The 19,115-nt window shown below is 71.4% G+C and carries 12 protein-coding genes; 3 read left to right on the forward strand and 9 right to left on the reverse strand.

All coding sequences use genetic code 11. The features are described from left to right. The first annotated feature begins 93 nt into the window (after positions 1 to 93). Complete coding sequence (locus J8M51_RS26085; RefSeq protein WP_267299518.1) at positions 94 to 2,574, forward strand: ATP-binding protein; 2,481 nt, start codon at positions 94 to 96, stop codon at positions 2,572 to 2,574. A gap of 291 nt (positions 2,575 to 2,865) precedes the next feature. On the opposite strand, the gene J8M51_RS26090 is transcribed toward J8M51_RS26085, so the two are convergent. From J8M51_RS26090 to J8M51_RS26100, 3 genes are all read right to left on the reverse strand, one after another. Then, the gene (locus tag J8M51_RS26090) at positions 2,866 to 4,116 is read right to left on the reverse strand and encodes a hypothetical protein (RefSeq protein WP_086758624.1); all 1,251 of its coding nucleotides are present in this window, start codon (positions 4,114 to 4,116) and stop codon (positions 2,866 to 2,868) included. Positions 4,117 to 4,309: 193 nt separating this feature from the next. Continuing rightward, on the reverse strand, positions 4,310 to 5,650 hold the full coding sequence (locus J8M51_RS26095; protein ID WP_086758622.1) for an MFS transporter: 1,341 nt from the start codon (positions 5,648 to 5,650) through the stop codon (positions 4,310 to 4,312). 244 nt (positions 5,651 to 5,894) lie between these two features. After that, positions 5,895 to 6,560, reverse strand: a complete 666-nt coding sequence (locus J8M51_RS26100) for a TetR/AcrR family transcriptional regulator (RefSeq protein ID WP_086758621.1) — start codon at positions 6,558 to 6,560, stop codon at positions 5,895 to 5,897. A gap of 143 nt (positions 6,561 to 6,703) precedes the next feature. On the opposite strand from J8M51_RS26100, the gene J8M51_RS26105 reads away from it, so the two are divergent. Next, complete coding sequence (locus tag J8M51_RS26105; RefSeq protein ID WP_086758619.1) at positions 6,704 to 7,603, forward strand: shikimate dehydrogenase; 900 nt, start codon at positions 6,704 to 6,706, stop codon at positions 7,601 to 7,603. A gap of 107 nt (positions 7,604 to 7,710) precedes the next feature. After that, on the forward strand, positions 7,711 to 9,501 hold the full coding sequence (locus J8M51_RS26110; RefSeq protein ID WP_086758617.1) for a bifunctional sugar phosphate isomerase/epimerase/4-hydroxyphenylpyruvate dioxygenase family protein: 1,791 nt from the start codon (positions 7,711 to 7,713) through the stop codon (positions 9,499 to 9,501). Between the two features lie 6 nt (positions 9,502 to 9,507). Here J8M51_RS26110 and J8M51_RS26115 read toward each other — a convergent pair whose 3' ends face one another. The 6 genes from J8M51_RS26115 to zwf form a co-directional block, all read right to left on the reverse strand. Continuing rightward, positions 9,508 to 10,986, reverse strand: a complete 1,479-nt coding sequence (locus J8M51_RS26115) for a pentapeptide repeat-containing protein (RefSeq protein ID WP_086758615.1) — start codon at positions 10,984 to 10,986, stop codon at positions 9,508 to 9,510. A 75-nt stretch (positions 10,987 to 11,061) separates the two neighbouring features. Further along, positions 11,062 to 12,519, reverse strand: coding sequence for a hypothetical protein (locus J8M51_RS26120; protein WP_086758613.1), 1,458 nt, complete (start codon positions 12,517 to 12,519; stop codon positions 11,062 to 11,064). A gap of 68 nt (positions 12,520 to 12,587) precedes the next feature. Continuing rightward, positions 12,588 to 15,461 carry a peroxidase family protein gene (locus tag J8M51_RS26125; RefSeq protein ID WP_086758612.1) on the reverse strand — a complete coding sequence of 958 codons (2,874 nt, stop codon included), beginning with the start codon at positions 15,459 to 15,461 and terminating at the stop codon, positions 12,588 to 12,590. Positions 15,462 to 15,666: 205 nt separating this feature from the next. Next, a complete protein-coding gene (gene gnd / locus J8M51_RS26130; RefSeq protein ID WP_086758610.1) occupies positions 15,667 to 16,551 on the reverse strand; it encodes a phosphogluconate dehydrogenase (NAD(+)-dependent, decarboxylating) in 885 nt (294 codons plus the stop codon). Position 16,552: 1 nt separating this feature from the next. Next, on the reverse strand, positions 16,553 to 17,521 hold the full coding sequence (gene opcA, locus J8M51_RS26135; protein WP_086758609.1) for a glucose-6-phosphate dehydrogenase assembly protein OpcA: 969 nt from the start codon (positions 17,519 to 17,521) through the stop codon (positions 16,553 to 16,555). Continuing rightward, positions 17,518 to 19,047, reverse strand: a complete 1,530-nt coding sequence (gene zwf / locus J8M51_RS26140; protein ID WP_086758607.1) for a glucose-6-phosphate dehydrogenase — start codon at positions 19,045 to 19,047, stop codon at positions 17,518 to 17,520. The genes opcA and zwf overlap by 4 nt, the downstream gene beginning before the upstream one ends. Between the last annotated feature and the right edge of the window lie 68 nt (positions 19,048 to 19,115).

Raw genomic sequence — 19,115 nt, forward strand, 5'->3', positions numbered from 1 at the left:
TGCACTGGTCTGTTCCCGTGGCCCTTTGGGTAGTTCTTCCTCCGCCCGGGTGACGACAGCCGGTCGGACGCCGATGACCAGCGAAGGACAGCGATGAACCCGGTGACCCCCGACGACCTGCTGACCGCACTGAACGCTGCCGTGACCCGCCCCTGGGCGCGCCGGGCGCTCGTCGATCTCGCACGGATCACGGCCGGATCGGGGACCGTGGCCCGGATCCAGGAGTGGGGGAACGGGGCCGCCGACGCCGCTGCCCCGCCCCGCTTCACCCGGCGGCTCGCCATGGAGCTGGCGCATGAGGCCGCCGCCCGGCCCTCTCTGGCGGACTCCCTGCGCATGTGGGTCACCGTTCTGACGGCGGCGGGCGAGACGGACGGACAGCAGGAGTCCGGCGAGGGCGGGGGCTTGGCCAACAGCATCGCTGGCGACTCCCGCGTCACCGGCCCGGTGGTGCAGGCGCGGCACATCCGCGGTGATCTGCACATCCATGCCCCACCGCCCACCGGTACCGACCGCGACAGCAGCGTCCCTCGCCAACTTCCGCCACTCGTGCCCCACTTCACCGGTCGGGACGGTGAACTGGCCGCTCTGGAGGCGAAAGTGCGTGATGTCGCGGCATCCGGCCCCGCACTCGCGGTACTCACCGGCCAAGCCGGCATCGGCAAGACGGCCCTGGCCACACACTGGCTCACGGGACGCGCGGGACACCACCCGGACGGGCAGTTCCACGCCGACCTCCAAGGGCACAGCCCCGGTGTGCGACCGCTGCGGCCGGGCGAGGTGCTCGGGCGCTTCCTGCGTGCCCTCGGTGTCACCCGGGCCCCGGCGGAGCTTCCCGAGCAGGCGGCGCTGTGGCGGTCGGTCACCGCGGGGCTGGACATCGCCGTACTGCTGGACAACGCCTTCAGCGCCGCTCAGGTGCGCCCGCTGCTCTCCGGCTCCCCGGGCAGCCTCGTCGTCGTCACCAGCCGACTGCGGCTCGCCGGACTCGGCATCGACGGCGCCGTCTTCCACCAGGTCGAGGCGCTCACGGCCGACGACTGCCTGGCCCTGCTCACCCGCAGGCTCGGCGCCGACCGGGTCCGCCGTGAACCCGAGGCGGCCCGGCGGCTGGCACTGCTGTGCGCCGGACTGCCGCTGGCCGTCGGCGTCGCCGCGGCCCGGCTGGTGTCCCGGCCCACACGCCCGCTCGCCACGATGGTGGGCGCGCTGGAGAGGGACGACGCGAGCCGGCTCGCGACGCTGCGACTGGACGCCGAACACGCCGTGGAGGCCGCACTGGACGAGTCCTACCGTCAGCTCACCGGCCCACTGGCGCGCGCCTACCGGATGTGGGGGACACTCCCGATCCCCGACCTCGACGCGAGCGTGGCCGGCGCGGTGCTCGACATCACGCCGCGCGAGGCCGCCGGACTGCTGGACGGACTGACCGAGGTCAGCCTCGTCGAAGAGGTGGGCCACGACTCCCTCACCCGGCTGACCCGCTACCGCTTCCACGACCTGGTGCGCGCGCACGCCGCCCACCGCGCGGGCCAGGAGGACACCGAAGAGGCCAGGGACGAGGCCGTACGCCGCCTCGCCGACCACTTCCTGGCCGCCGCCACCGCGGCCGAGGAACTCCTGTCCCCGAGCCATCGCACCCTCGCGCGGGACTACGCGTTCCCACCCCGTATCCCGCTCCGCTTCGCCGACGAGGCGGAGGCACTGCGCTGGCTGGACTCCTCGCAGGCGCGGCTCATGGCCGTCCTGCGCGCGGCGGTTGGGCGCGGTCTGCACCGCACGGCCTGGCAGCTGGCCGACGCGATCTGGCCGCTCGTGCTGCGGCTGCGCCCCTACGAGCTGTGGATCGAGGCGTACGGCATCGGACGGGAGGCGGCGCTGCGGGACGGGGACCGGGCGGGGATCAGCCGCATGCTGACCTCGGGCGGGACGGGGCTGCGGAACACCGGCCGGCACGACGAGGCGCTCGGGTGGTTCACCGAGGCGCTCGAAGCCGCGCGCCAGGACGGCGACCGGCGGGCGGAGGCACAGGCCCTGCACGGTCTGGGGCAGACACAGCGGCTCGCGAACCGCCTCGCCGAGGCCGCCGAGTACTTCGCCGAGGCGCTCGTGCTGCGCGAGGCCGTCGGCTATCGGCGCGGCGCGGCCCTGACCCGGATCTGCCTGGGCGACGTGGCCCTCGCCTCGGACGACCGTGAGCGGGCCCGCGCGTTCCTCGCGCGGGCCCGCGACGAGCTGCTCGCCGAGGGAGACACCTACGAGGCGGCCCGGGCCCTGGCTTTCCTGGGCCTCGCCCAGGAACCGGTCCAGGACGCCGTCCCGGACCCGGCATCACCGCAACTCCTGCTCGCTCTCGGCGAGTTCGAGGCCACCGGCGCCGTTCCCTGGCAGGGACGGGTGTTGGAGATGCTCGGCGAGCGCGCCGAGGCGGCGGGCGACCAGACCCGGGCCAGGACGTGGTACCGCCGCTCCCTGGCCCGTTACGCGTCGGTCGGTGCGGCCGACACGGGGCGGCTCAGCGAGCGGTTGCGCGGACTTCCCCCGGACCCGGACGGGACGACATCAGCCACGTGAACACCAGAGCCGCGAACTGCGCCAACTCGGCCTCCACGCATCCTCGTTCACCCGGCCATGCCACCGACAGCCGAAGCCCCGTGCGGGTGGCGACGACACAGCGGCCGTCCCCGCACCGGGCGACCGCGACCAGACATCCCGGGTATCGCCGCAGCACCCACCGGGTCAGCGGGACCGCCGCACCCGGTGGCCGGGACCGACCGGCCAACAGCACATCCGCCAACTCGTACTCGGCGCGGTCGCGAGGGTCGTCCAGATCGGCGACGAACGGCTCGTCGTGCATCCGCCCGTTCATGACCACCCGTCCGATCCGCGCCGGTCCCGCAGCCGACGTGGAAGCCTCGGCGGCAGGGGCCGCGCCGCGGTGGGGCAGGCGGGTTCGCCGAGCCCCAGCAGCCGGTAGATGACCCGCCGCATGTTCCGGTGGAAGCGCCCCGGCTCCGAGGAGATACGGCCCGCGATCCGCGCGTACTCCTCCGCCGGGTACTCCGCGGCGGCATATGCGAGTTGCCGGCGCAGTGAATGGGCTGGCGACAGTGAGGGCGCCGTGCGGGCCAGTTCGGCGCCGGGTGAGCCGGGGCGGACATCGGCCTCCGGGAAACGGGTGAGCAGGATGGCGGCCCGGGTGAGGGTCGAGTACAGCGTCACGGAGCCGTGGTCGCCCAGCACCCAGTCCGCCGCGATCAGCGGGACCCTCCAGTCGGCCTGCGGCGGGACGACCAGCACCCCACGTCTGCGCAGGGCGGCGAGCCAGGCCCGGACCTGCCAGTCGCCGTGCCCGGACCAGACGTTGGGGTGCACGGTCACGGCGATCCGGTACTCCTTGCGCGGGAGTTCGGCCAGCAGCCTCGGCAACAGCGCGTCCAGCCGGTTGAAGGAGGAGCCGCGCCCCCATGTCGAGGCGACGAGGACCAGCTTCTGTCCGGGGCGCAGCCCCACGGCCTCGCGGTAGCGGGACCGCAGCGGCAGACTCGCCACGATGCGGTCGTGGCAGGCGTCGCCGACCACCCGGGCCGCCGGCAGTGCTTCGGGGCAGGTGTGGGCCAGCAGGTCCAGATCCTCCTGGTGGGCCAGGGCCAGCACCTTCGGGACGACCGTCCCGTCGCGCGTCAGATAGTGCCGGCCCAGCCCGCCGACGGTCCTCGGCGCGCCGGGATCGCGGTCGTCGTCGAGCCGCGACAGCTTCATGTGCCCCGCCCCGTGCGGCAGCCGGATCAGCGGGGCGCGCAACCGGTCGGTGCCCTGCGCCCCCGCGGCGAGGGCCAGATCGAAGTCGGTGCGCACCGCTTCCTCCCACGGGATCACCGAACCGGCGCGGCCCGGGAGCGAGCGCTCCGCCCCCCGGTTGAACGCGTGCGGTGCCATGGTGAACGCCACCTGGACCCGAAGGTCGGACTCCAGCAGCGACAGCAGATCCTTGAGCCGCTGTCCGTACACCTCGGTGTGGACGACGACAAGCACCTTCTTGCACCCGGTCAGGGTCAGCCACTGACCGGTCTCGACGGATACGGTCCTCTGGGGCCCGCTTACGACAGACATCATCTCCCCCGACGTTGCCTCCGTTGACCTACGGGCCGTTCGGCCCCGGTCCTGTGGGGGAGAGCTGCCCGCACCCTCGGTCCGAACGCTTGACCGACCCTTGACGAAACCTTGCAGGGCGGCACGGGCGCATCACGTACGCGTCCCCGGACACCTCGTCGGTGCCCGGGGACGCGGGGCGGAACCCGGTCACGGCTCAGGCCGCGACCCGCTCCCGGTCGTTCCCCTCGTTCGGGGCGCGGGTGCCCAGGAGTTCGGTGGGGATCCTGTGGGTCTCGCGGGCGGTGAGGGCGGCGATGACCGGCGGGACGCACAGGGCCGTGGTGAAGAGGGCCACGGCGAACCAGTCGTCGCCGTCCGGGCCGGCGATCTGCGCGGCGAAGGTGACGGCGAAACCGGCGACGGCGAAGCCGATCTGGGTGCCGATGGCCATACCGGAGAGCCGGACCCGGGTGGAGAACATCTCGCCGTAGAAGGAGGGCCAGATGCCGTTGGCGGCGCTGTAGACGACACCGAAGGTGACGATGCCGAGGACCAGGACCAGCGGGTAGGCGCCGGTGGAGATCGCCCACAGGTAGACGAACATCATCACCGCGCTGCCGGCCGCGCCGATCAGGAAGACGGGGCGGCGGCCGATGCGGTCGGAGAGCGTGGCCCACAGCGGGATCGCGGCGAGGGCGACCAGGTTGGCGAGCGCGCCCACCCACAGCATGGAGGAGCGGGACAGGCCGACCGACTCGCTCGTGCCGTACGCCAGCGCCCAGACCGTGAAGATCGTGGAGACGGAGGCGACCAGCGCGCCCGCGATCACCCGGAGCACGTCCGCCCAGTGCTCGCGCATCAGGACCGCCAGCGGCAGCTTGGCGACGCCCTCGGACTCGGTCTGCTGGGTGAAGGCCGGGGTCTCGTCCAGCGTGCGGCGGATGACATAGCCGACGACGGCGACCGCGATGCTCATCCAGAACGGGACCCGCCAGCCCCAGGACAGCAGCTGGTCCTCGGGGAGCGCGGCGATCGGGATGAAGACCAGGGTGGCGAGCAGCTGCCCGCCCTGGGTGCCGCTGAGGGTGAAGCTGGTGAAGAAGCCGCGCCGGTCCGACGGCGCGTGTTCCAGCGTCATGGAGTTGGCGCTCGCCTGCTCACCGGCCGCCGAGATGCCCTGGAGGACCCGGCAGAGCACCAGCAGGACCGGGGCGAGGGTGCCGACCTGGTCGCGGGTGGGCAGACAGCCGATCAGGAACGTCGACACGCCCATCAGGATCAGCGTGAAGACCATGATCTTCTTACGGCCCACACGGTCGCCGTAGTGGCCGAGGATCAGCGCGCCGATCGGCCGTGCCGCGTACGCGACACCGAACGTGGCCAGCGAGAGGAGCGTCGCGGTGGCCGGGTCGGACTCGTCGAAGAAGACCGTCGGGAAGATCAGGGCGGCGGCGCTGCCGTAGATGAAGAAGTCGTAGTACTCCAGGGCGCTGCCGATCCAGGCGGCCGTGGCGGCCTTTTTGGGCTGGCCGGGAGGTGCGGCGGGGACGGACACGGCGTGCTCCTTCGAGGGATCTCCACCATGAGAGGGGAGTGAAGCGGAGGAAGGCAAGGCAGGGCGAGGCAGGTCACAGCGGGGGGAGAGCCGGTCCCCGGGGGTGAGGGGACGGCCATGCCGGGCGCTACCCGGCTTAATTAACGCACTGGATAGTTAGTAGCGTTTGGCTACGGATGTTGCGCCGACGTTTCCCGGGTGTCAAGAGGTCCCGCCGAAGGATTTCCTCGTGGAGCGTGCGGGCTCAGTCCGCCGCGCGGTCCGCCGTCAGATAGGCGATCACCATGTCGCCGAGCATCTGGCGGTAGTGGTCGCGCCGTCCGGTGTCGATCAGGTCGCGGCCGAAGAGCACGCCGAAGGTGTGCCGGTTGGCGACCCGGAAGAAGCAGAAGGCGCTGATCATCGCGTGCAGGTCGACGGCGTCGACATCGGCCGTGAACAGGCCCGACTTCTGGCCCGACTCCAGGATCCGGCGGATCACGTCCAGCGCGGGCGAGCCGATCGTGGCGAGCATCTCGGAGGAGGCGATGTGCTCGGCCTCGTGGATGTTCTCGATGCTCACCAGACGGATGAAGTCGGGGTGTGCCTCATGGTGGTCGAACGTCACCTCGGCGAGCCGGCGGATGGCCGCGACCGGGTCCAGGTGCTCGACGTCCAGGTCCTGCTCCTGCTGCCGGATCACGGAGTACGCCCGCTCCAGCACGGCGGTGAACAGCTGCTCCTTGCCGCCGAAGTAGTAGTAGATCATCCGCTTCGTGGTGCGGGTCCGGGCGGCGATCTCGTCGACCCGGGCCCCGGCGAACCCGCTGCGGGCGAACTCCTTGGTCGCGACGTCGAGGATCTCGGCCTTGGTGCGGGCGGCGTCACGGATGCGCCCGTTCGGTCGTGCCGGTTCTTCGACGCTGGTCATCGCGTTCCTTCGGGCAAGGGGCCAGTGTCCGCGATTGTAGAAGCCCGCACCGGACGAGCCGGCAGGGCTTCCCATGTCCGCCCCCGGCTGCTATGACTAACGTACTAGTTCGTACATTAGTGAGCCGCTCAGGAGGCCCCGCCGTGCCCCAGGTCTCGACCCCCCTCTCTTCGCGGGACTCGTATCTCGTCGGTCTCATCGGCTCCGGAATCGGACCCTCGCTCAGCCCCGCCCTGCACGAGCGGGAGGCCGACCGGCAGGGACTGCGCTATCTGTACCGGCTGATCGACATCGACGAGCTGGGGGTCGGGCCCGAGGCGGTCGGCGATCTCGTACGCGCCGCCCGTGACCTGGGCTTCGACGGGCTGAACATCACCCACCCGTGCAAGCAGCTCGTCATCGAGCACCTCGACGGGCTCGCCCCGCAGGCCGCCGCGCTCGGCGCCGTCAACACGGTCGTCTTCGAGGACGGCCGCGCCGTCGGCCACAACACGGACGTCACCGGCTTCGCCGCCTCCTTCGCCCGCGGTCTGCCCGACGCCCGGCTGGAGAAGGTGGTGCAGCTGGGCGCCGGGGGCGCGGGGGCGGCCGTCGCCCACGCCACGCTCACCCTCGGCGCGGAGCATGTCACCGTCGTCGACGCGATGCCCGACCGGGCGACCGACCTCGCCACCTCCCTCAACCGCCACTTCGGGCCGGGCCGCGCCGCGGCGGCGACGCCGGACGCGCTGCCGGTGCTGCTGGGGGCGGCCGACGGGGTCGTCCACGCGACGCCGACCGGGATGGCGGCGCACCCCGGGCTGCCGTTCGCCGCGGAGCTGCTGCATCCCGGGCTGTGGGTGGCGGAGGTGGTGTACCGGCCGTTGGAGACCGGGTTGCTGCGGGTCGCGCGGGAGGTTGGCTGCGCCACGCTGGACGGGGGAGGGATGGCTGTCTTCCAGGCGGTGGACGCGTTTCGGTTGTTCACGGGGCGTGAGCCGGACGCGACGCGGATGTTGGCGGACATCGGTGAGTTGGCCGGGGTCGCGGGGGCCCGTAACTGAGCGCCGCGGTGGTCGGTCCGGTGCGTCGGCTGCGGGTCCGTCGTGGTTGATCGCGCAGTTCCCCGCGCCCCTCGAAGGGGCGCGACCCTGCTTCAAGGAGTCACCCCATGCGTACGTCCATCGCCACCGTCTCCCTCAGCGGGTCTCTCACCGAGAAGCTGTCCGCCGCCGCGCGGGCCGGGTTCGACGGGGTGGAGATCTTCGAGAACGACCTGCTGGCCAGTCCGCTCACGCCCGAGGAGATCAGGGCCCGCTGCGCGGATCTCGGGCTGAGCATCGATCTGTATCAGCCGATGCGGGACATCGAGGCCGTGCCGGCGGAGGTGTTCGAGGGGAATCTGCGACGGGCCCGGCACAAGTTCGAGCTGATGGGACGGCTCGGCTGCGACACCGTGCTGGTCTGCTCCAGCGTGCATCCGCTCGCCGAGGACGACGACGCGCTCGCCGCCTACCATCTGCGGCAACTGGCAGCCCTGGCGCAGGAGTTCGGTGTCCGGGTCGCCTACGAGGCGCTCGCGTGGGGGCGGCACGTCAGCACGTACGACCACGCCTGGCGGATCGTGGAGGCGGCCGACCATCCGGCGCTCGGGACCTGTCTGGACAGCTTCCACATCCTGGCCCGGGGCTCCGACCCCAAGGGCATCGAGGACATCCCCGGCGAGAAGATCTTCTTCCTGCAGCTCGCCGACGCGCCGCTGATGGCGATGGACGTGCTCCAGTGGAGCCGGCACTACCGCTGCTTCCCCGGGCAGGGCGGCTTCGATGTCACCGGGCTGGTGAAGCACGTCATGACGGCCGGATACGACGGACCGCTGTCGCTGGAGGTCTTCAACGACGTCTTCCGCCAGTCCGAGGCCGGCCCCACCGCCGTGGACGCGCACCGCTCGCTGCTGATGCTCCAGGAGGCGGCCGGGATCGCCGCGCTGCCGGAGCGGGTGGTGCCCACCGGGGTCGCCTTCGCCGAACTGGTCACGCCCGACGCCGAACCGGTCGGCGCGCTGCTCGGCGCCCTCGGCTTCGCCCGCACCGCCCGGCACCGCAGCAAGCCGGTGGACCTGTGGTCGCAGGGCGAGGCCCGGGTGCTGGTCAACACCGGCCCGGCCGCCCGGCGCGACGGCACCCGGCTCGCCGCGATCGGACTGGAGTCACCGGACCCGGCCGGCGCCGCCCGCCGCGCCGAGGCCCTGCTCGCGCCCGTGCTGCCGCGCCGCCGGGCCGCCGAGGACGCGCCCCTGGACGCGGTCGCCGCGCCCGACGGCACCGAACTCTTCTTCTGCGCGACCGATCGCCCCGAACTCCCCAGCTGGACAGCGGACTTCCGGCCGGTGGCGCACACCGGGGCCGGAAGCCACGTCCGGCGCGTCGACCACCTCGCGCTCACCCAGCCCTGGCACCAGTTCGACGAGGCGGCCCTCTTCCACCGGACGGTGCTCGGCCTGCACGCCCGCGACAGCGTCGATGTCGCCGACCCCTACGGCCTCTTCCGCAGCCGGCCGGTGACCAGCGAGGACGGCGGTGTCCGGATCGCGCTCAGCGTCGGCCCCGCCCCGACCGACACCCCCGCCCGCGCCCAGCACATCGCCTTCACCACGGACGACGTCGTCGCCGCGGCCCGCGCCGTCCGCGCGGCCGGGGGCCGGCTGCTGGCCGTCCCCGCGAACTACTACGACGACCTTGCCGCCCGGTTCGAGTTCGCCGACGGCGAGCTGGAGACCTACCGCGCACTCGGCATCCTCTACGACCGCGACCCGGACGGCGAGTTCCGGCACTGCTACACCGAGACCGTCGGCCGGGTCTTCTTCGAACTCGTCCAGCGCGACGGCGGGTACAAGGGCTACGGCGCGCAGAACGCGCCTGTGCGGCTCGCCGCCCAGCATGTCCAACAGCCGGGCAGGTGACACAGGTTACTGGCGACTGACTGTGCGCGTCACACCGGTGACGACCGTCGTCGCCAGGATCCAGCCGGTGATGACGAGCACGTACGACAGCCACTGCGACCAGTCGTCGGGCGCGTACGCCCGCTCCTGTCCGAAGTCGATGATCGGGAGGAGCAGGTCGAGGGTGTAGAAGACCGCGTTGAATCGCGGTGCCTCGTCCGCCTTGAGAGGGCTGGGCGGGTGCACCGCGTACGCCACCGAGCCCACCGCCATCAGCGACAGCAGCCAGACGGCCGCGCGCAAGGGGCGGAAGCCGTAGCCGACGGTGGCGTCCTGGACATGGCCCCACACCTGCCCGTACCAGGGGAGCGTGGCGCGGTGGCGTCGCTGTTTGGCGAGTTGGACGCGCCGGGCGGCGTCGTCGTCGCCGATGCGGCGATACGCGGCGGTCAACTGCTCGTACCCATACGGCACATAGCCGTCGCCGTCCTGGTCCAGCATCGGAAGTCGCCGCTCGGCGGGCTCGTGCGGGGTGAGCGCGGTGTAGGTGAGATCGCTGAGGTAGACCTGGCGCGGCAGCTTCTCCGGTGCGACCGTCAGGATGTCGATCTGGGCACGTCGCAGGTTCAGCGCGCCCTCGATGCGATCACCCCCGACCAGCCAGAGTTCACCGATGGTGCAACTACTCGCCCGCAGCGCCGTGTCGCCGGGATGGGACAACTGGGCGTGCATCAGGTCGAGACGACCCGCTATGCGCGAACCACGTAGCTCGACCCGGCCCTTCACGCGTACGCACCGTGCCCGTACATGGGCTTCCACCGTGAGGTTCTGCGCGTCCAACGCGGTGCCACCGGGCCTGTTGAACTCGGCGTCCTGCAGATTGATCCGTCCGGCGACGGAGGCGCCGGTGAGCCGCACCTGCCCGTGTGCCCGCATCTCCGGCGCCCAGATGTCGTCCCCGACGGTGGCCTGGTTGAGCTGGAGCACCGGTTCGTCGGCGACCTGCCCGAGGAACTCGGCCCTTTCCATGAAGAGCGCCCCGGAGATCTGGATGCCATGGAGCCGCACCGGCCCCCGGAACCGGCACTCCGTCAACCGCAGCCCGCCGTCGACCTTCATGCGGGCCGAACGCATGCCGGGCAGCGCGGACTTGGTCAGATTGAGGTAAGTGAACTGCGCGCCCGAGAAGTCGGGGACCTCGTCGAAGTGGCACGCGCTCAGTCGGACGACGCTGTCCACCGTCGCGTACTTCAGATCCAGTCTGCCGGTGATCCGCGCGCCCTCGATCTTGAGGGCCGCGACCTCACCCTCCTCCCGGGGAGCGGTGAGCAGCAACGCCCGCAGCACCCGGGCCCGTACGGTCCGCTCCGGGCCCCAGCCTGCGCCGTCCGCCGCGGACCCGTCCCCGCCGGACCCGGATTCCCCGGCCGCGAAGTCCACCGCCGCGCCGAGCGGAAAGGCGTCCCACACCCGCCGCTCGGCCGCCGTCAGATCGTTGATCATCATCACCGGGAATCTCACCCGCGATGCCTGTACCTGTCAACCACGCCTCGGACAGGCCCTGGTAGGCGCAAACACCCCCTAGTGGGCCCACGCCTCGTCGTGGGCGCGGTGCGCGTCCGTGAGGCCGTTGGTGAAGAACCGCTCGTAGTACTCGTTCTCCACATGGTGGACCTGGAGCCACACCCCCGGCACATGGATGGCGTCCGTGTGGGCCGGGAAGCGGCCGTGCGTGCGGAGGATGTACTCGCAGATGTCACGGGCGCAGTCGATCACCCGCTCCTCGTACTCGCTGGCCTCGGTGAGATAGCGCTGCCCGTAGTCCTCCCGGTAGATCCGGGCGAAGACGTCCCGGTCGGTGTAGACGCCCTTGCGGCCGAACTTCTCCTGGACGATGGTCTCCACGGCCTCCGACATGCTTCCGAACACCGGCGGGCACGCGGCGGCGATCAGCGGGGCGCCGCCGTCGGGGGAGGGGAGCCGGACCGGGTGCGAGCGCACCTTGGCGTATTTCGGCAGCGGTATGTGCCAGCGCCAGATGTCGGCCGGACGCCAGCGCGGGGTGACGAAGTCGAAGCCGAGCATCCTGCCGTACTCCCGGGAGAACTTCGGGTCGCCGAGCGCGATCTGCGGGTTGATGGTGGCGTGGATCCAGGCGCCCAGCCCCATCGCCTCGGCGGTGAGCATCAGGTTCTGCAGCAGCAGGTCCGCCTCGATCTGGGTGCGCATCGGGCCCAGCGCGCCGAGGGGCAGCTTCAGATCCCCGTTGAGGAAGCCGTTCTTCACCCACTTCCGGACCCCGGCGGCCCGGTAGAAGTTGCGGTCGTCCACCAGGGTCGGCCGGGCGCCGTCCGGCTGGGTCAGCAGATACATCAGCGCGTTCACATACTGGTGGGAGAGGTCGACCACCGGGAACAGCAGGGTCGTGCCCGGCAGATTGGACAGGAAGCGGTTGGAGTCCAGGTACGCCGGGAAGTCGCGCTTGCCGGGCGCGACATCGAGGCGGTGGTCGAGGACCTTCACCTTCGCCCGGCGCGCCCGCGCCACCAGGGTCGCGGCGTCGAACGGCTCGTCCGGCGCCGGTTCCAGCCTGCGCAGGAAGTAGGTGCCCGAGTCGTTGACGAGGAAGAAGTGGGTGCCCTGCGCGTTGTCCGGGCTCCCGGCGGTGCGGCCCGCCATCGTCAGGTTGGGCTTGGACATGATGGGTGTGCCGTTGTCCGGGTCCTCGAAGGGCCGGTCCGGCATGGTGAGCCCGGTGGTGCCGGTGATCGCGATCAGCACCGCCTCCTCCAGCTCGGTCAGCGGCTGCACCGCGTTGCGCGAGGTGTAGGTCATGGTCCCGGCGGACACCTTGGCGCCCCGGCTCACCCGGTGCGTACGGCGCCGCCACACGGTCCGCAGCAGCGGGCGCGTGAAGAGATCGGCGAGCCCGGGGTGTGCGGTGGCGGTACCGGCCGGGGCCGGAGCCCCGTCGAGCGCGGTCCCGCCGAGCGGCTCCTCGGCCGCGGGCACACCTGAGTGGCTGTCGGTGAAGGTCATGCTGTTCCCCCGTTGTGTTCTGGACCCGGGCCGGGGCCTGACCCGCCCCGGGTCGTCGTGTCACGGCGTCATGGCGAGCCGCCGTTGTCGCTGTTCGGCCGCACCGTCCGCCACGGCGCGAACGCGCTCGCGTCACGCGGCAGCAGCGGCGCCAACTCCGGGCAGTGGCGCAGGAGTACGGAGATCATGCCGCCCTTCTCGACCCAGTCGATACCGAGCGGGGTGTAGACCTCCGGCCGGTAGTCCACGGTCAGGAACCGGTCGCTCTGCAGGCGCCTGCTGGCCATCAGGATGAAGACCCGGAACGCGGTGTCGCTGAACCCGAAGCCCTCCGGCGGGTTCTCCGCGAACAGCCCGACCACGGTGTCGATCTCGTCGACGTTCCGGTAGACGTCCTTCAACCGTGCCAGCGTCTGCGGGTTCTCCGTCAGCTCCTCGAAGGAACGGATCCGCCCCCGGTGCAGCCCCGCCCGGAAGTCGTTGTAACGCGGTACCCCACGCCTGCGCGTCCGCACCAGGTCGACGACCGACAGATCGATGATCTCCCCGTCCCGCTCGAAGTGCTGCAACGAGCGCGGGAAGTTGTGCAGGGTGATCGCGCCCGGATGGGCGATGCCGAACGAGTACAGCGCGTTCGCCAGCCCCGTCTTGCGGATCCGCGCCTCGCCCGCCCCGCCCTGGATGTCCATGAAGCCCACGGTCTCCAGCCGCCGCCCGAACTGGTGCTCCCGCAGTTCGTAGTCGTCCGGGATCAGCGGATGCAGCCGGTAGACGGTGGTGAAGTCCTCGGTCAGCGAGTACGGCGCCGTGTGGTGGTCCGGCAGTGTCTTCGGGATACCGGTCAGCGAGTGCGCCTCGAACAGCCACAGACCGAGCTGGTTGAGCCAACTCTTGGGCGGACCGGACCAGTTGGTGTTGAGCGCGAGATCGATCGCCTCGGTGGCGAGGATCGCCGGCGTCCACTCCACGGTGTGGATCTTCGCGATCAGCGCGGACACCACGAGCCGGGCCGTCTGGTAGACCTTCTCCTCGCTCATCGACGGATACGCGGCGCGCAGTGCGTCGCAGACCGCGTTGTGCTCCCGCGCGAAGAGCGTGTGCAGTGCGCTGAGCCCCATCCACCAGCTCTCGTTGAACCCGGTGAGCGGCACGCCGTTCGCCCCGCCGCCCGGCAGATGGCCGTCCTCCAGACGGAGTTTCGCGCCGCCGTCGGGCTCCCGCAGGAACCGCGCGGTCCGCTCGTTCTCCCCGTACACCTCGGAGCCGTCCCACCAGTGCGAGGCGGAGTTGGCGAACAGGATCGGCGGGCGGCCGGGCGCCTCGACGCCCTCGTTCTCCGCGAACCGCATCACCCGCTCGGTCGGCCCGCCCGGCACGTTCCGCCAGTGCCCGTCGAAGCCGGGCGGCAGCGGCACCTCCACACTGCGGTCACCGGTCTTGTACCGCCGGTGGTTCACCCAGTCGTGCACCTGGAACTGGATCCATGCCGCCGCCAGCACATTGAGCGAGGTCGCGGGCACGAAGCTCTCCCGGTACAGCAACTGCCTGCTGACCGTGACCGGGTTCGGGGTGTCGAAGGTCTCCGGCCGGTAGTCCGGCTTCAGGTTCCGCCCGAAGGCCGCCCCCACCGCGCCCATGCCCGGGTCCGACAGATCGTTGTACGTCCCGTCGTACGACCGCTCCGTGCGCAGCCGCTCGGGAACGGGCTCCGGGACCGGCTCCGCCCGCGGCGGGGCCTCGCGCACCTCGGTGTCGATCAGATTGAGCCTGCGCAGCACCTTCCGCAGGAACACCAGGTTCAGCAGGCTCAAAGAGAGCGGCAGCCGGTGCCAGGGCACGACACGGTTCAGCAGCCCGAAGACGGGGCCCACGAGACGGCCGAGGAGCCTGTTGCGCAAGGGCTCCTCGGTGACGAAGCGCTGCCCGAGCCGGTGGGCGCCGCTGGCCCGGTACGCGGACTTCCGGGCCCGGTTGATGTTCCCCAGTGGCCGGAACTCGTCGGTGGTGTACCAGGGGTTGAAGGTCAGCTCCTCGATCCGCCGCGCCGCCGCCCGTGCCTCGGCGCCGTCCAGCTCCTGGGCCGGGATGGTGAGCCGGGCGATCGGCACCGCCGGGGCCACCGCGTCCGTCCACTCCACCGCCGCGTCCTCGACCGGGGTGCGCCGCTCGTCCACGTACCGCTGCACACAGAGGTCGAACGCCACGTCCGCCCGGCCGAGTCGGCGGGCCAGCTCCTTGTGGAGGAAGTCCGGGTCCCGGCGGTCGGGTTCGGCCGCCTTCGGCGTACCCGGCGCGGGCCGCAGCAGATACCGCACGGGCCCGGCCTCACCCCACAGGATCGCGCCGCGACTCCAATAGGTCTCGGTGGCAAGGGAGTCGACGGATCGTCCGGTGGCCGCCCGCACATTGCGGCGCATCCGGGCTGCCGTTCGCGGCCCCACCGCCAGCGGCAGTTTCACGAAGAGCGCGAACGCCTTCCGCAGTCGGCTGCCCGCCCCCGCCATGGCCTTGGCGAACGCCACGAACTCCCGCGCGTCGCTCGCGTGCGACACCGGGAAACTGGTGGCCAGCAGGTCATGGCTCACCCCGTCCGCCACCCGCACCCGGACCGCCGCGCCCCGCAGGTCCGGCGACCCGTCGCCCTGCCGGATGCCGCTCGCGTTGGAGAGCCGGACCAGCGCCGGATGGTCGGCGCCGGGCTGCGCGAACCCGGTCCGCAGCGCCTTTGGGAGGTCGTCGTGGAACCGCAGCCGGGCGTTCTCCACACCCAGCGGCGCCTTCGCGTGGAAGGCCCGTTCGATCGCGCCGCCCCCGGCCCGTCGGTTCCTGACCTGGACCTTCATCAGCTCCCGAGCCAGCCGCTCGAACACGAGCCGCTCGGCCTCGGGGCTGCCCCCGTCGTACTTCTCGTATCGCTGATCGTGCCGCCCTGTCTCGGCCATCGCCGTTCCCCCTACGGACGCGCTGCGTACGCACACGCGCTCATGCGCACGCCGTGCATACGGGACAGGGGCCGCACGCTACCGGTGGAGGGGTTCCGGCCACAGCGACAGTTCACGCCATGTACACATCTGCCGACAATGCTCCGGAACGTCCGGTTCCCCCGCTCCCGAGGGGCGCGGGGGAACCGGACGGCCCGTGCCGCCGCTACTTCTCGTTGGTCGACTCGACCGCGTGGCCGCCGAACTGGTTGCGCAGCGCGGCGATCATCTTCATCTGCGGGGAGTCGTCCTGACGCGAGGCGAACCGGGTGAACAGCGACGCGGTGATCGCGGGGAGCGGCACCGCGTGGTCGATCGCGGCCTCGACCGTCCAGCGGCCCTCGCCCGAGTCCTCGGCGTAGCCGCGCAGCTTCTGCAGGTGCTCGTCCTCGTCGAGGGCGTTGACGGCGAGGTCCAGCAGCCAGGAGCGGATGACGGTGCCGTCCTGCCAGGAGCGGAAGACCTCGCGGACGCTGTCGACCGACTCGACCTTCTCCAGCAGCTCCCAGCCCTCGGCGTACGCCTGCATCATGGCGTACTCGATGCCGTTGTGGACCATCTTGGAGAAGTGCCCGGCGCCGACCTTGCCGGCGTGGACATAGCCGTACGGGCCCTCCGGCTTGAGCGCCTCGAAGATCGGCTGGAGCCGCTCGACGTGCTCCTTGTCGCCGCCGACCATCAGGGCGTAGCCGTTCTGCAGACCCCACACACCGCCGGAGACACCGGCGTCGACGAAGCCGACGCCCTTCTCGCCCAGCTCCGCCGCGTGCTTCTCGTCGTCCGTCCAGCGGGAGTTGCCGCCGTCGACGACCGTGTCACCGGGCGAGAGCAGCCCGCCGAGTTCGTCGACCACGGACTGGGTGGCGGCGCCGGCCGGGACCATCACCCAGACCGTGCGCGGCGCGTCGAGACCCTCGACCAGTTCGGCCAGGCTGCCCACGTCGGAGACGTCGGGGTTGCGGTCGTAGCCGATGACGGTGTGGCCGGCGCGGCGGATCCGCTCGCGCATGTTGCCGCCCATCTTGCCGAGACCGATCAGACCGAGCTGCATATCAGTTCGCTTCCTTCTGTGCTTCGGAGGTGGGTGCCTGTGCGGCGGAGGTGGAAGTCGGCCGGCCGCCGCGCAGGGCGACCGCGTACATCTCGTCCGCGTCCAGCCGTCGCAGCTCCTCCGCGATCAGTTCGGACGTGGCACGCACCTTCAGGGCGAGCGTGCGGGACGGCTGGCCGGGCAGGGTGAGCGTGGCGAGCGGGCCCTCGGGGCGGTCGATGACGACCTCGCCCTTCGCGGTGCCGAGCCGCACCCCGGTCACCACCGGCCCGGCGGTCAGGACGCGCTCGACGGTGACGCCGAGCCGGGCCTCCAGCCAGCGGGCCAGCAGTTCGGCGCTCGGGTTGTCGGCCTCGCTCTCCACGGCGGCCGAGGTGATGGTCTCCTTGGCCTGGTCGAGGGCGGCGGCCAGCATCGAACGCCACGGCGTCAGCCGGGTCCACGCGAGGTCGGTGTCGCCGGGCGTGTAGGAGGCACCGCGCTGTTCGAGCGCGGCGAGCGGGGTCTCCACCGCGTACATGTCGGTGATCCGGCGCTGGGCGAGCGCGCCCAGCGGGTCCTTGGCCGGGTTCTCCGGCGCGTCCACCGGCCACCAGACGACGACCGGAGCGTCCGGGAGCAGCAGCGGCAGGACCACCGAGTCGGCGTGGTCGGACACCTCGCCGTACGTCCGCAGCACGACCGTCTCGCCGGTGCCCGCGTCGGCGCCGACCCGCACCTCGGCGTCCAGGTGCGACTTGGTGCGGTCCTTCGGGGTGCGGGCGTGCCGCTTGATGACGACCAGGGTGCGCGAGGGGTGCTCGTGCGAGGCCTCCTCGGCCGCCTTGATCGAGTCGTAGGCGTTCTCCTCGTCCGTCACGATCACCATCGTGAGGACCATGCCCACGGCGGGTGTGCCGATGGCCCGCCGGCCCTGCACCAGGGCCTTGTTGATCTTGCTTGCCGTGGTGTCCGTCAGGTCGAATTTCATGGCCTGCGCCAGCTCCGTCCGTCTCGTGCGAGCATCTCGTCCGCTTCCTCGGGGCCCCAACTGCCCGAGGCGTACTGCGCGGGCCTGCCGTGCCCCGCCCAGTACTCCTCGATCGGGTCGAGGATCTTCCAGGACTCCTCCACCTCCTGATGGCGGGGGAAGAGGTTGGCGTCGCCGAGCAGCACATCCAGGATCAGCCGTTCGTACGCCTCCGGGCTGGACTCCGTGAACGACTCGCCGTACGCGAAGTCCATGGTGACGTCCCGGATCTCCATCGAGGTACCCGGCACCTTCGAACCGAAGCGCACGGTCATCCCCTCGTCCGGTTGCACCCGGATGACGATCGCGTTCTGCCCCAGCTCCTCGGTGGCCGTGGAGTCGAACGGGGAGTGCGGGGCGCGCTGGAAGACGACCGCGATCTCGGTCACCCGGCGGCCGAGACGCTTGCCGGTGCGCAGATAGAACGGGACGCCCGCCCAACGGCGGTTGTCCACGCCCAGCTTGACCGCCGCGTAGGTGTCCGTGGACGAGGACGCGTCGATGCCGTCCTCCTCCAGATAGCCCACCACCTGCTCGCCGCCCTGCCAGCCGGCCGCGTACTGGCCGCGCACACTGTGCCGGCCCAGGTCCTCCGGCAGCCGTACGGCCTTGAGCGCCTTCAGCTTCTCCGCCAGCAGCGACTCGGCGTCGAAGGCCGCGGGTTCCTCCATGGCGGTCAGGGCCAGGAGCTGCAGGAGGTGGTTCTGGATGACGTCACGGGCCGAGCCGATGCCGTCGTAGTACCCGGCACGGCCGCCGATGCCGATGTCCTCGGCCATCGTGATCTGGACGTGGTCGACATAACTGCGGTTCCAGATGGGCTCGTACATCTGGTTGGCGAAGCGGAGCGCCAGGATGTTCTGGACGGTCTCCTTGCCGAGGTAGTGGTCGATGCGGAAGACCTGCTCGGGGTCGAACACGTCGTGCAGCACCGTGTTCAGCTCGCGGGCGCTGGCCAGGTCGTGGCCGAACGGCTTCTCGATGACCGCGCGCCGCCAGGACCCCTCGGGCGGACTGGCCAGCCCGTGCTTCTTGAGCTGCTTGACGACCTTCGGGAACATGCTCGGCGGCACGGAGAGATAGAACGCGAAGTTGCCGCCCGTGCCCCGGGAGCCGTCCAGCTCCTCGACGGCCTTGCGGAGCCGCTCGAACGCCTCGTCGTCGCCGAAGTCGCCCGGGATGAACCGCATCCCCTCGGCGAGCTGCTGCCAGACCTCCTCACGGAACTCGGTGCGGGCGTGGTCGCGGACCGCGTCGTGCACGATCTGCGCGAAGTCCTCGTCCTCCCAGTCCCGGCGGGCGAAACCGACGAGGGAGAAGCCCGGCGGCAGCAGGCCCCGGTTGGCCAGGTCGTACACGGCCGGCATCAGCTTCTTGCGGGACAGGTCGCCGGTCACCCCGAAGATGACGAGCCCGGACGGGCCCGCGATCCTCGGCAGCCTGCGATCACCCGCGTCGCGGAGCGGGTTGAGCCACTCGGCGGTCATTCCCCATCAACTCCCTTGCTGTTCGCCTCGTCCAGGAGGCGCCTCAGGGGTTCCCCCGTGACGCTGGT

Origin of the sequence: Streptomyces griseiscabiei (assembly GCF_020010925.1) — a bacterium.
GTDB lineage: Bacteria > Actinomycetota > Actinomycetes > Streptomycetales > Streptomycetaceae > Streptomyces > Streptomyces griseiscabiei.